The sequence below is a fragment of the Nonomuraea fuscirosea genome, assembly GCF_003001935.1.
Taxonomy (GTDB): domain Bacteria; phylum Actinomycetota; class Actinomycetes; order Streptosporangiales; family Streptosporangiaceae; genus Nonomuraea; species Nonomuraea fuscirosea.
The window spans coordinates 433781-446363 of record NZ_PVNG01000003.1 but is presented as its reverse complement, the minus strand read 5'-3'; the positions used below and the strand labels follow the sequence as shown (position 1 = coordinate 446363).

Here is a 12583-nt window from a genome sequence, read left to right as displayed (position 1 = left end):
GCAAGGGTACGGCCGTCGCCGCTCTCAGGGCTCCCGCCTCGGGAATCTAATCACGATCAGGCATGATCCATGGCCTCGGCCAGGGTGTCGACCACCGGCAGCCCCGTGCTCTCCAGCTCGGCCCGCGGTGTCATGCCGCCGGTGTAGAGCACCGCCCGCGCGCCGACGTGGCGGGCGGCCAGCCCGTCGTCCACGCTGTCGCCGATCACCAGGATCTCCGCCGGGTCGACGCCGATGGCCGCGATGTGGGCGGTCATGTGGGCGGCCTTCTCGCCGCCGGTGGCGCCGGTGAGGCCGTCGACCCTGGTGAAGTGCCGGGTGATGCCGAACGAGTCGACCTTGGGCACCAGGTGGGCGTGCGGCGCCATCGAGCAGAGCGACTGGGTGCCGGTCCAGCCGGTCAGCGCCGCCTCGGCGCCCACCGCCAGGCCGCAGATGTCGGCCAGCCGGAAGTAGTGCTCGTGGAACCCGTCGTCGAGCAGCTGCCACTCGCCCTCGTCGAGCGGGCGGCCGAGCAGGCGCTCGTAGGCGAGCCAGATGGGGCGGGTGTAGACCGCGCGGAATCCGTCAGCGGTCAGAACGGGCAGCGCGTACGGCTTGAAGACCTCGTTGGTGGCGCCGACCACGGCGTCGATGTCGTGGAAGAGGGTGCCGTTCCAATCCCAGATGATGTGTTTCGTCATTTCCCGCCAAGCCTAGACGGCGGGTATGACATTCCGGTGAACCGGGGGCGCGGACCATGTGGCCGCCGCCCCCGGCCGGGAGCTCCCTGCGAGCCTCGCCGGAGAGGCCCGGAGCTACTTGCAGGCCTTGGGGGTGGTGCCGGAGCCGTTCTGGCCGCCGCGCCCGCCGTTCCACTGGACGGAGACGCTGCCCCAGGCGCACATGTTGTTCGCCCAGAGCATGTTGCCCCAGTGGCGGCCGCCGTTGCCGCGCTTGAACCGGAACGCGTCGTGACGCCCGTCCCTGGTGTACACGTTGATCGTGCCGGTCATGCTGGTGCCGGTCTTGACCTCGATCCAGTTGGTCTTGCAGCGGCCCGACCACATGAGCTTGATCGTCCCGACCTCGCCGTTCACCCTGCTGGTGATCTTGGCCGACTTGACCACCCGCGCGGACGTGCCGCAGCCGCTCTTGTAGGGGTCCTTGTGGTCGTACGGCTTCGCGGACTGGGCGTGCGCGGGCGAACCCGCCAGCAACGTCACCGCTCCTACGACAATCGCCGCAAATCGACGCATCACGTGGAACCGACTCCTTTGAGAAGATAACAGTGCTTCGTCCGGGACCCTAGCGACACCTGACACCGCGCGGTCAGGAAGCACACCCGGCGTGATCTCACCGTTACGAACTCAGCAGGTCGGGAATCTCCTGGGTCGCGTACCACATCAGCTCGTGGGCCTCGGCGCCGTCCACGGTGAAGCGCGCGTCGTCGTCGCCCGCGTCGGAGGCGGGCAGGGCGGCGACGGCGGCCTCGATGTCGGCCGCCGCGTAGTCGTCGTCGATGTGCACCGCGGCCACCTTGGCCATCGGGATCGGCTCGGCGAGGCGTACCCTCGCCCGCTCCTCCAGGTCGGCGCCGGCGCTCGCGGCGCGATCCGGCACCTCGGCCGCGACCACCACCCGCCTGGGCGGGGCCTCGACGCCGCCGGCGCGGCCGGCGGCCAGCAGCCGCAGGGAGGCGCGGGCCGCCTCGGTGAGCGCGACGTATTCGAGCTCCTCGGTGTCGCCGGAGGCGTACCACTCGGTCAGCGCGGGGGTCACCGCGTAGCCGGTCAGCGGGGCCGGGCCGAGCTCTCCCGCCTCGACCGCCGCGGCCAGGGCCACGAGAGTGCACGGCAGATAGACGCGCATGCAGAACCTTTCCAAACCACGGGGAACCTGCCTCACCAGACCGCAACCTTACTCATAGCGCCTGGTCACGGCCGTGCGGACGGGACTACTTCCGGCCTGTTTCACGCAGGGTGAGCCGCAGCACGCCCTCCAGCTCCGCGATGGTGGTGTCCGCGTCGCGGTGATGGATGCCGGCGATGCCCAGCGCGCGGGCGGCGACGATGTTGGCCTCGATGTCGTCGATGAACACGCACTCCTCGCCGGCCAGCCCGATCCGGGTCAGCGCGTGGCGGAAGATGCGTTCCTCCGGCTTGCGCATGCCGACCTCGCCGGAGATCACGATCTCGTCGAAGAGCTCGTCCCAGTCGTCCCGGGGGTAGGTGTTCGACCAGGAGTTGGACAGCAGGCAGGTCCTGACGCCGCTCGCGCGGACGTCGCGCAGCATGTCGTACATGGCGTCCACCCGCTCGAAGCCGGCGAACATCCGCTCCAGCAGCCCCTCCGCCACCGGCGGCACGCCGTCGAGGGTCATCAGGCGGGCGGCCAGGTCGCGCTCGAAGGAGGGCCCGTCGATCTCGCCGCGTTCGAGGGCGTGCACGACGCTCTCGCCGTCGCCGCCCTTGTAGGCGTGGTCGATCAGCTCGCGCATCACGGCGTAGTAGTGGTCGCGGTCGATCCTGTCCGCCACGATCCAGCGCGCGATGGAGTCGGAGAGGCTGGTGGTCAGCACTCCGCCCCAGTCGATGAGCACACCGGTAACCATCGTTCTAGGGTAGAGCGTCCGGGAATGGAGTCATACCGCCGGGTACGCCGTTCAACTCCGGATTTAACCCCATAAAAGGACATCCGATTTGTCCGGTTAAGGTGACCGTCCAGCGTTCATCGCTCCCCAGAAGGGACCGCCGTGCGGACGACGATCCTGATCACCTCTCCTGACCAGTGGACCGCCCCCGGGCTCGACCTCTTCCAGTTCGCGCCGATCATCCCCGGAGGCCCCGAGTGGTTCACCAAACCCGTTCTGATAGCCCTGCTCAGCTCGGTCGTCGTCATCGCCGTGTGCTGGGCCGCGTTCGCCAGACCGAAGATCGTGCCGCGTGGCTGGCAGAGCCTCGGGGAGTACGCCTACGTCTTCGTCCGTGACCAGATCGCCCGGCCCAACCTGGGCAAGGACGCCGACCGCTGGATGGGCCTGCTCCTGACGGTCTTCCTCACGGTGCTCGGCTGGAACCTGATGGGCATCGTGCCGCTCGTCCAGTTCCCCGTGGCCGCCCATATCGCCTTCCCCGCCGTGCTGGCGATCAGCGTGTACGTGATCAAGCTCTACCTCGGCGTCCGCCACCACGGCGTGCGCGGATACCTGCGCGGCATCGTGCACCTGCCGGGGCTGCCCGGCTGGGCGTACGCGCTCTACGCGCCGATGATCCTCGCCGAGGTGTTCCTCACCTCGCTGTTCACCCACTTCGTCCGGCTGTTCGCGAACATGTTCGCCGGCCACATCATCGTGGCCTTCTTCAGCTCGGTGGGCTTCTGGTTCCTGTTCGAGCGGCTCACCCCGCTCGGCGCCGGTCTCGGCGTCCTCGGCGTGCTGATGGCGATCGTGATGACGGCGTTCGAGCTGCTCGTCCAGTTCCTGCAGGCGTTCCTGTTCGCCATGCTCGCCGGCATGTTCATCGCCAGCGGGCTGCACGGCTCACACTGACGCCTGCCTCGTACGCCGCTAGCCTCCCACGCGGGCGGCCAGCTTGCGGTGGGCGGACGAGCGCAGCACGTCGCCTGCCCGCTCAACCGACGCCACCGGCGCCTCGGCCAGCAGTCCCCTGTTCTGCTTGAGCGTCAGCAGCCGGGTGACCGACTGGTCGAGGCGCTCGCGCGAGATCCGCCCCGACTTCACCGCCCCCAGCACCGCCTTGTACGCCTTCGGCAGGTCGTTCGGCATGAGCAGCAGGTCGGCACCGGCCAGCACGGCCCGCACCGCGATCTCCCCGTCGTCGTACTTCTTGCGCACCCCGGCCATGTTGAGCGCGTCGGTGGAGATCACGCCCTTGAACCCGAGCTTCTCCCGCAGCAGGCCGGTCAGGATGCGCTTGGACAGCGTCGCAGGATCGCCGGACGGGTCCAGCTTGGGGAAGACGATGTGGGCGCTCATCACGGCGTCCACCCCCGCCGCGATGGCGGCCTTGAACGGCGGCGCGTCGATCCGCTCCCACTCCGCCTTCGTGTGCTTGATCACCGGCAGCCCGGTGTGACTGTCGACGGAGGTGTCACCGTGGCCGGGGAAGTGCTTGGCGGTGGCCGCGATCTTCGCGTCGGCGAAGCCCTTGACCGCCGCGCTCACCATGGTGGCCACCCGCTTCGGATCGTCGCCGAAGGCCCGGCGGCCGATGACGGGGTTGCGCGGATTGACGTTCACGTCGGCGACGGGGGCGAAGTCGAGGTTGACGCCGAGCGCGCGCAGCTCCTCTCCTGTCGCCTTGGCCACGGCCCGCGACAGGCCGGTGTCCTTGGTCGCGCCGATCCGGGAGGCGCCGGGGAAGTCTGTCATGAGCGCGGACATCCTGGACACCAGGCCGTTCTCCTGGTCGGTGCCGATCAGCAGCGGGATCTTCTTGGAGCCGCGCTGCAGGCCGTTGGTGAGGCCGACGACCTGGCCGGTGCTCTTCACGTTGTGCGGGAAGAGGATCACCCCGCCCAGGTGGTATTTCGCGACCACCTTGGCCGGGGTGCCGGCGGCGTAGCGGGCCTGGTTCTCGCCGGAGACCGTGTCGGCGGCGGTGCCGTACAGGACCGGCATGAAGAGCTGGCCGACCTTCTCCTCGACGCTCATCCCCGACAGGGCGCGCTGGACCGGGCTGGGCGCCGCCGGCGTCCGCTCGGCCGGAGTGGCCGGCGTGCTCTGCGCCATCCGCGCGGGCGGCGCGGCCTTGCCTCCGGTCGGCTCCGCCCCCGCCGATCCGCCGCCACCGCCGCACGCAGCGAGCGCGACCACCAGGAGCCCTGTCGTACCGATCCGTCGAAGCATGCCTCCCAAGGTATCCATCCGACGACCCGCCCGGGTCCGCGCCCGCCCGGACGCGAGGGCTACAACCCCAGACCGGCCAGGCCCGGCAGGTGGACCCGGGCCGCCGTGCGCGCGTCCGACGCCGACGGTTGCGCCCGCGCGGCCTGCGCCGCCGCACGGCACTGCTCCAGCGAGTGCGCGGCCAGCCCGGCACGTACGCCGGCCAGCGCGGACGGCGCCATCGACAGCGACGAGACCCCCAGCCCGACGAGCACGCAGGCCAGCGCCGGATCGGCGGCCGACTCCCCGCACACCCCGCACGGCTTGCCCACCCGCGTGGCGGCCTCGGCGGTCATGGCCACCAGGTCGAGCAGCCCCGGCTGCCAGGGGTCGTGCAGCGCGCTCACGGCCCCGAGGCGGCGGTCGGCGGCGAAGGCGTACTGGCTCAGGTCGTTGGTCCCGATCGACACGAAGTCGACCATGGCCAGCAGGTCCGCGGCCCGCAGCGCGGCGGCCGGGATCTCGATCATGACGCCCACGTCGGTGAGGCCGTGGTCGGCGCACTCCCTGGTGAACCAGGTGGCCTCCTCGGCGGTGGCCACCATCGGCGCCATCACCCGCAGCCCCGCGCCGGTGCTCTCGGCCGCCTCCGCCGCCAGCGCGGCGAGTTGCACGTCCATCATCGCGGGCGAGCGCATGAACCTGCGCAGCCCGCGCTCCCCCAGCGCCGGGTTCGGCTCCGCGGGCGCGGGCAGGAAGGCCAGCGGCTTGTCCGCGCCGACGTCGAGCGTGCGCACCACCACCTTCTCCCGGGGGAACGCCGCCAGCGCCGCCCGGTACGCCCGCCGCTGCTCCTCGGCCGAGGGCGGGTCGGCGCGATCGAGGTAGAGGAACTCGGTCCTGAACAGCCCGATGCCCTCGGCGCCCGCGGCCACGGCGGCGTCCAGCTCGGCCGGGCCGCCCACGTTCGCCAGCAGCGGCACCGGATGGCCGTCGGAGGTCGCTCCTGGACCGTTCCACGACGCGAGCGCGGCCCGGCGGGCCGTCGCGGCGCCGACCGCGTCGGCCACGTCGGACTCGGCGGGCGCGACCCGCACCTCGCCGGAGGTGCCGTCCACCATCACCTCCACGCCCGCCGGGATGCCGGTCGCGCCCGGGCAGGCCACCACGGCGGGCACGCCGATCGCCCTGGCCATGATCGCGGTGTGGCTGGTGGGGCCGCCCTCCTCGGTGACGAACGCGACCACCTCGTCCCTGGACAGCAGCGCCGTGTCGGCGGGGGCGAGGTCCCTGGCGACCAGCACGTACGGCTGCTCCGGCGCCAGCGGAAGCCCCGGCACGGGCTGCCCGTAGAGCTGCGCGATCACCCGGTCCCTGATGTCGCCCAGATCGGCGGCCCGCTCGCCCAGGTAGCCGCCGGACCCCGCGAGCACGTCCCGATATTTCGTGAAAGCTTCGAAGACCGCCCTGGGGGCGGCCAGGCCGCGGTCGATCAGCGATCGCACCTTCACGACCACGCCGGGATCCTCGGCCATCAGCGCCTGGGCCTTGAGGATCTCCTCGGCCTTGCCGCCCGCCTGGTTGCCGCGGGCCTCCAGCTCGCCCGCGACCTGGGTGAGCGCGGCCATCGCGCGCTCCTTCTCCTGCTCCGCCTCACCGGTGTACGTGGCGCCCTCGGGGGGTTCGGGCACGGAGACGGTGAGCACATAAGAGGGGCCGTGCCCGATTCCCGGGCTGACCCCCACCCCCCGCAGGTTCATGGCGTACTGGCTATCGCGGCCAGCTCGTCGAGGATCTCCTCGGAGCCCTCGCCGTCGGCGGAGATCACCACGGTCTCGCCCTGCCTGACGTCCAGGGCCATGATCGCGAGGATGCTCTTGCCGTTGACCGAGTCGCCGCCATGGGACTTCGTCACCGTGATGTCCATCGGGGCCAGCTTCGCCCGCTGGACGAACGTCGCCGCGGGGCGGGCGTGCAGCCCCACTTCCGCCGCCACGGTGACCTTGCGTTCACCCATTGTCGTCGTTCCTCCTTCACTACCGGTCCAGACCAGCCGGACCTCCGTCTGCCCATGCCGCCGATCGGGGTCGAAACCCGGCGGTACTGCCTATTGTGGCGGTTCCCGCCGCTACTCTTCGCGCCCCGGCGCCGCCGTCACGCCGATGGAGACGTTCGCTATTCCCACCGGAACAGCTCGTCGCCCACGTGCACCGCGCCCTCCGCGAACCCGGTCAGGGCCCCGGAGAGCGCGTCGAGCGCGACGATCGGGCAGACGGGCGAACGCCCGCCGGCCTCGATGGCGGCGGGGTCCCAGGCCACCACCGGCTGCCCGGCGCCGACCCGGTCACCCTCCGCGGCCAGCAGGCGGAACCCCTCCCCCTTGAGCTGAACCGTGTCGATGCCCAGGTGCACCAGCACGCCCCGGCCGTCGTCCCCCACGATGACGTACGCGTGCGGATGCAGTTTCATTATTTTTCCCGCTATGGGGGCCACGGCCTGGCCAGGCCCCCGCAACGGGTCGATCGCCGTTCCCGGACCGACCATGCCCGCCGAGAAAACCGGATCGGGCACGGCGGCCAACCCCACAGCTGCCCCCTCAACCGGGGCGAGAACAGTCGTCATGGTCTCGCCCTTAGCCGATGATGTCCTCGATGTCGCTGGCGATCGTGTCCGCCTCCGGTCCGACGACGACTTGAATCACGTTCCCCGTGGCCATCACGCCATGCACGCCGGCCGCCCGCAGCGCCGCCTGATCGATCTTGGACGCGTCGTGCACCTCCGTGCGCAGCCGGGTGATGCAGGGCTCTATCTCGATGATGTTGTCGGCGCCGCCCAGTGCGGCGATGATCGCGTTCGCGTCGGCCGCCATCGGGCCCTCCCTCGGATCGACACTCTGACCAGGCTAGATCAGTCGGTCTGGGTGACCTTGTTCAAACCGCGCGGCGCGTCGGGGTCGATGCCGAGCCGGCGTGCCAGGGCCTCGGTGAGCAGCTGGCCGGGCACGATCAGGCCCATGGGGGCCAGCCACTCGGGCAGGTCGGGGCCGTTCAGCGCGGCCGTGCCCGCCTGGGCGAGCGCGGTGCCGCCGCCGATCGTGTACGCCGCCGCGCCGGCCGCCACCACCCGCTCGGCCAGCGCGACCGTGCCCTGCAGCGTCGGGCTGTTCTCGGCCGCCACCAGCAGCGCGGGCGTGTCGGCGTCCACGACGGCGATCGGGCCGTGCAGCAGGTCGGCGTACGACAGGCCCATGGCGTGCAGGTAGCAGGCCTCCTTGAGCTTCAGCGCGGTCTCCAGCGCGGTCGAGAAGGCCAGCCCGCGCCCCGAGACGACCACGCCCGGCTTGTCGAGCAGCCCCTGGACCACGGCCTCCAGGTCGCCGGGCTCGGCGATCAGCTTCTCCACCGCCTCGGGCACCCGCCGCAGCTCGTCCACGTCCACGTCCGCGCCCAGGCCGATCGCCAGCACGGCCAGCGCCGCCAGCCCCGTCGTGTACGTCTTCGTCGCCGGAACGGCCTTCTCCTCGCCCGCCACCGTGCACAGCGCGACGTCGGCCGCGAGGGCCAGCGGGCTGTCCTCGCCCCCGTTGGTCACCGCGACGGTGCCGGCCCCGCAGTCCTTGGCCCAGGCCAGCGTCTCGACGATCTCCTCGGTCCGTCCCGACTGCGAGATCGCGACCGCCAGCACCCCGTCCAGGTCGAGCTTGCGCTTGTACGTGGTCGCGATCGACGGCGCGGCCAGCGCCGACAGCCGGCCGGCGTGCGATTCCACCAGGTAACGCCCGTACACGGCGGCGTTGTCCGAGGTGCCGCGGGCGATGAACAGCAGCTGGCGGGTACGCTCGCCGATGCTCCTGATCTCGTCGATCTTGGGAAGCAGGGAGTCCAGTGTGGCCCGCAGCGCGGTCGGCTGCTCGGCGATCTCGCTGCGCATCTTCGTGGTCATCTCGGGCTATCCCTCAACTCATTACGGATCTGACTTGACCGTCTTTCGCGACATGTGGTCTAGTCCGGACTAGACCAGTACGAACCATAGCCCATTGCCCAGGTAGTGACGAGGGGAGGATCCGTGGCGCACATCGATCCGGACAGCCCGGTGCCCAAGTACTTCCAGCTTCGCGAGATCCTGCTGGACCTCATCGACAGTGACGAGCTCAGCATCGGCGCGGCCATCCCGTCCGAGCGCGAGCTGTGCCAGCGCTTCGGCCTGTCCAGGATGACCGTACGCCAGGCCGTCGACCACCTCGTGTCCGAGGGACGCCTGCACCGCGTGCCCGGCAAGGGGACGTTCGTCGCCCGGCCGAAGATCGAGCTGGCCCTGCAGCTCACGTCGTTCACCGACGACATGCGGGCCAGAGGCATGATCCCGGGCTCGCGCGACCTCGACCGCCGCGTCGTGCGCGCCAGCGCCCACCTGGCCAAGGAGCTGGGGATCCAGCCGGGCGAGGAGGTCCACTTCATCGAACGGCTGCGCACCGCAGACGGCGAGCCGCTGTCCATCGAACGGGCCCACATCCCGGTCAAGCTCGCCCCCGACCTGGCCGAGCACAACCTCTCCGACCGGTCGCTGTACGAGCTGCTGGAGAGCCGGTACGGGCTCGTCATGGACGCGGGCGAGCTCACCATAGACGGCGGCATCGCCGACCCGAGCGACGCCGACCTGCTCAAACTTCCCCGCGGCGGGGCCGTGCTGCTGCTGCAGCGCCGGTCGTTCTCCGGCGGCATGTGCGCGGAGCTGGGGGTGTCCACGTACCGCGCGGACCGGTACCAGCTGCGTACGATGCTGGAGATGCCTTCACGACGAGGCTGACCGCACCGGCTCCCGAGCGACCCCACCCCCGCCGCCTCCTGGAGCCGGCCTCCGGGCACCACCTGGAGTCAGCTTCCCTCCCCCTTGAGCTCCGGCCCCGAGACCGGCTCCAACACGCCTCGGAGGAACGCCCGGTGAACGAGACCACCGCCGCCCGGCCTTCGCCGTTCGCTCGCGTGATGTCCGTGCTCCAGCGGCTGGGCCGCTCCCTCATGCTGCCCATCGCCGCCCTGCCCGCCTCCGCCCTGCTGCAGCGCTTCGGCCAGCCCGACATGCTCGGTTCCAACGGGGCGGCGCCGGGCGGGCTCGCGGACGTGGCGGGGCTGTCCTGGATGAACCAGGTGGCCGAGGTGCTGGAGGCGGCGGGGGCGGCCCTGTTCGAGAACCTGCCGCTGCTGTTCGCCGTCGGCGTGGCGATCGGCTTCGCCCGCAAGGCCGACGGCTCCACCGCGCTGGCCGCAGTGGTCGGCTACCTGGTCTTCGACCGGGTGACGAAGGTGATGTTCTTCGGCTCCGACATCAGGGACACCGTCCTGCTCAGGGAGGCCCAGCCCCAGGGCGTCGTCGAGATCATCAACTACGGCCTGCAGAACCCCACCAAGGTCCTCGGCGGCATCGTCATCGGCCTGGTCGCCGCACTCCTGTGGCAGCGCTTCCACCGCATCAAGCTGCCGTCCTGGCTGGCGTTCTTCGGCGGGCGGCGCTTCGTGCCCATCATCACCTCCATCGTGGCGCTGCTCATCGGCGTGGGCTTCGGCTGGCTCTGGCCGGTGATCGGCGAGTGGATCCGGCACGCCGGCGAGGCCCTGGCGGCCATCGGCCCGATCGGCACCGGCATCTACGGCCTGGTCAACCGCCTGCTCATCCCCCTCGGCCTGCACCACTTCGTCAACTCCGTGGTCTGGTACGTGGTGCCGCAGTGCGAGGTGAACGGCCGGGTGCTGGGCGGCGACTGGAACTGCTACTTCGGCGGCGACCCGACCTCGGGTCACTTCATGGCCGGGTTCTTCCCCGTGATGATGTTCGCGTTGCCGGCCGCCGCCCTGGCCATGTGGCGGGCGGCGCCCAAGCACCGGCGGGCCACGGTGGGCGGCATCATGCTGTCGGCGGCGCTGGCGTCGTTCGTCACGGGGATCACCGAGCCGATCGAGTTCGCCTTCATCTTCGTCGCGCCGCTGCTGCTGGTCGTCCACGCCATCCTGACCGGCCTGGCGATGGCCCTGACCACGCTCATCGGCGGCCAGCTCGGCTTCGGCTTCTCCGCCGGGCTGCTGGACCTGCTGCTGAACGCCGGCAAGTCGAACACCGAGAACCTGCCCGGCATCCTGATCCTGGGCGTGATCTACGGCGTCGTGTACTACGTCGTGTTCACGTTCCTGATCCGCCGGCTGAACATCATGACCCCGGGCCGCGAACCGGAGCCCGACCTCGACTCCGGCGAAACCTGACGCGGCGCGTTTCCTGGAGATCCACTCCCGGGTAGTAACCCCTCATCCCCCGCGACCCGAACGGATCGACGCACGCGCGTGGGGGTGAGCACGACCATGCTCCCGCTCCGAACGTCTCACGGCGCCGCGCTCCCGCTCCGGACGTCTCACGGCGCCGCGCTCTCGTCTTCTCCGGCGCGGTGGCGGGCCGGGTGAGCACGATCAAGCTCCCGTCCTGGACGTCCTCGGCGCTCGCGGTGCTGCAGCGGATCGGCCGCTCCCTGATGATGCCCATCGCGGTGCTCCCCGCCGCCGGCCTGCTCTTCCGCTTCGGTCAGGACGACCTGCTCGGCCGGGACGGCCTGGGCGGCACCCTGCCCTGGCTGCTGCCCGTGGCCGAGGTCATGGCCGCCGCCGGTGGCGCCCTCTTCGACCATCTCGCGCTGCTGTTCGCCGTCGGCGTGGCGATCGGCTTCGCCCGCAAGGCCGACGGCTCCACCGCGCTCGCCGCCCTGGTCGGCTACCTCGTCTTCGACCGCGTGACCAGGACCATGTTCTTCGAGTCCGGGCCGGGCGCGGTCCACGACAAGGTCACCGTGCTGCTCAGGAACGGCGCCCCCGCCCTCGACCTGGGCGCCCAGAACCCCACCGGCGTCCTCGGCGGCATTCTCATCGGTCTCGTGGCCGCCCTGCTCTGGCAGCGCTTCCACCGCCTCAAGACGCCCTCCTGGCTGGCCTTCTTCGGCGGACGCCGCTCGGTCCCCATCATCACCGCCGTCGCCGCCCTGCTGCTGGGCGTCGCCTTCGGCCTGCTCTGGCCGCCGATCGGCGACTGGCTGACGCGCGTCGGCGACTGGCTCTCGGCCCACGGCACGGCGGGAACGGGCATCTACGGCGTGGCCAACCGCCTGCTCATCCCGGTCGGCCTGCACCACGTGCTCAACACGATCGTCTGGTTCACCCTTCCGGTCTGCCACGCCGGCGTGAACGGCGCGACGCGGGACGCGGCGGGCGACCTCAACTGCTATTTCGCCGGTGAGCAGGGCGCGGGCGTCTTCATGACCGGTTTCTTCCCCGTGATGATGTTCGGCCTCCTGGGAGCCGCGCTGGCGATCTGGCGGGCCGCCCCGCCTCCGCGCCGCCGCGCCGTCGGGGGCATCATGCTCTCGGCCGGCCTGACCGCCTTCGTCACGGGCATCACCGAGCCGCTGGAGTTCGCGTTCATCTTCGTCGCTCCAGCGCTCTTCGCCGTCCACGCCCTGCTGACCGGCCTGTCCATGGCGCTGATGGCCGAGCTGGGCGCGCGGCTCGGGTTCACGTTCTCGGGCGGCGCCATCGACCTGCTGCTGAACGCCGGCAAGTCCAACACGCACGGCCTGGGGCTGATCATCGGGTTCGGGCTGGTGTACCTGGTGGTCTACTACGCCCTCTTCACCCTCCTGATCCGCCTGCTCAACCTGCCCACCCCCGGCCGCGAACCCCAGGACGACGTCCCGGAGACCGAAACCCAGAAGGCGTAGGC

At 71.0% G+C, this 12583-nt stretch carries 14 protein-coding genes; 4 read left to right on the top strand and 10 right to left on the bottom strand.

The genetic code is table 11. The features are described from left to right. Window positions 1-56: 56 nt before the first annotated feature. The 4 genes from B0I32_RS09085 to B0I32_RS09070 form a co-directional block, all read right to left on the bottom strand. Window positions 57-683 (bottom strand): HAD family hydrolase, encoded by a 627-nt coding sequence (locus B0I32_RS09085; RefSeq protein WP_106236705.1) that lies wholly within the window; start codon window positions 681-683, stop codon window positions 57-59. A gap of 114 nt (window positions 684-797) precedes the next feature. After that, window positions 798-1205 (bottom strand): DUF2690 domain-containing protein, encoded by a 408-nt coding sequence (locus B0I32_RS09080; RefSeq protein ID WP_181307179.1) that lies wholly within the window; start codon window positions 1203-1205, stop codon window positions 798-800. 136 nt (window positions 1206-1341) lie between these two features. Next, a complete protein-coding gene (locus B0I32_RS09075) occupies window positions 1342-1851 on the bottom strand; it encodes a DUF6912 family protein (protein WP_106236702.1) in 510 nt (169 codons plus the stop codon). A gap of 85 nt (window positions 1852-1936) precedes the next feature. Further along, window positions 1937-2593 (bottom strand): HAD family hydrolase, encoded by a 657-nt coding sequence (locus tag B0I32_RS09070; RefSeq protein WP_106236700.1) that lies wholly within the window; start codon window positions 2591-2593, stop codon window positions 1937-1939. Between the two features lie 141 nt (window positions 2594-2734). Between B0I32_RS09070 and B0I32_RS09065 the strand changes: the two genes are divergently transcribed. Next, a complete protein-coding gene (locus tag B0I32_RS09065; protein WP_106236699.1) occupies window positions 2735-3529 on the top strand; it encodes a F0F1 ATP synthase subunit A in 795 nt (264 codons plus the stop codon). Between the two features lie 18 nt (window positions 3530-3547). On the opposite strand, the gene nagZ is transcribed toward B0I32_RS09065, so the two are convergent. The 6 genes from nagZ to B0I32_RS09035 all read right to left on the bottom strand — a co-directional run bounded on the left by nagZ (window position 3548) and on the right by B0I32_RS09035 (window position 8770). Continuing rightward, a complete protein-coding gene (nagZ, locus tag B0I32_RS09060) occupies window positions 3548-4849 on the bottom strand; it encodes a beta-N-acetylhexosaminidase (protein WP_106236697.1) in 1302 nt (433 codons plus the stop codon). Between the two features lie 59 nt (window positions 4850-4908). Further along, window positions 4909-6588 carry a phosphoenolpyruvate--protein phosphotransferase gene (gene ptsP / locus B0I32_RS09055; protein ID WP_106236695.1) on the bottom strand — a complete coding sequence of 560 codons (1680 nt, stop codon included), beginning with the start codon at window positions 6586-6588 and terminating at the stop codon, window positions 4909-4911. Next, window positions 6585-6845, bottom strand: coding sequence for an HPr family phosphocarrier protein (locus B0I32_RS09050; protein ID WP_106236693.1), 261 nt, complete (start codon window positions 6843-6845; stop codon window positions 6585-6587). Before B0I32_RS09050 ends, ptsP begins: the two co-directional genes overlap by 4 nt. A 158-nt stretch (window positions 6846-7003) precedes the next feature. After that, a complete protein-coding gene (locus B0I32_RS09045) occupies window positions 7004-7450 on the bottom strand; it encodes a PTS sugar transporter subunit IIA (protein ID WP_106236692.1) in 447 nt (148 codons plus the stop codon). Between the two features lie 10 nt (window positions 7451-7460). Then, entirely contained in the window at window positions 7461-7697 is a 237-nt protein-coding gene (locus B0I32_RS09040) for a PTS sugar transporter subunit IIB (protein WP_106236690.1), read from the bottom strand. A 38-nt stretch (window positions 7698-7735) separates the two neighbouring features. Further along, entirely contained in the window at window positions 7736-8770 is a 1035-nt protein-coding gene (locus B0I32_RS09035) for an SIS domain-containing protein (RefSeq protein ID WP_106236689.1), read from the bottom strand. A gap of 123 nt (window positions 8771-8893) precedes the next feature. Between B0I32_RS09035 and B0I32_RS09030 the strand changes: the two genes are divergently transcribed. From B0I32_RS09030 to B0I32_RS09020, 3 genes are all read left to right on the top strand, one after another. Next, window positions 8894-9634: a GntR family transcriptional regulator gene (locus B0I32_RS09030; protein WP_106236687.1), complete on the top strand. Its 741-nt coding sequence runs from the start codon at window positions 8894-8896 to the stop codon at window positions 9632-9634. A gap of 134 nt (window positions 9635-9768) precedes the next feature. Further along, complete coding sequence (locus B0I32_RS09025) at window positions 9769-11082, top strand: PTS transporter subunit EIIC (protein ID WP_106236686.1); 1314 nt, start codon at window positions 9769-9771, stop codon at window positions 11080-11082. 263 nt (window positions 11083-11345) lie between these two features. Then, complete coding sequence (locus B0I32_RS09020; protein WP_106237061.1) at window positions 11346-12581, top strand: PTS transporter subunit EIIC; 1236 nt, start codon at window positions 11346-11348, stop codon at window positions 12579-12581. The last annotated feature ends 2 nt before the right edge of the window (window positions 12582-12583 follow it).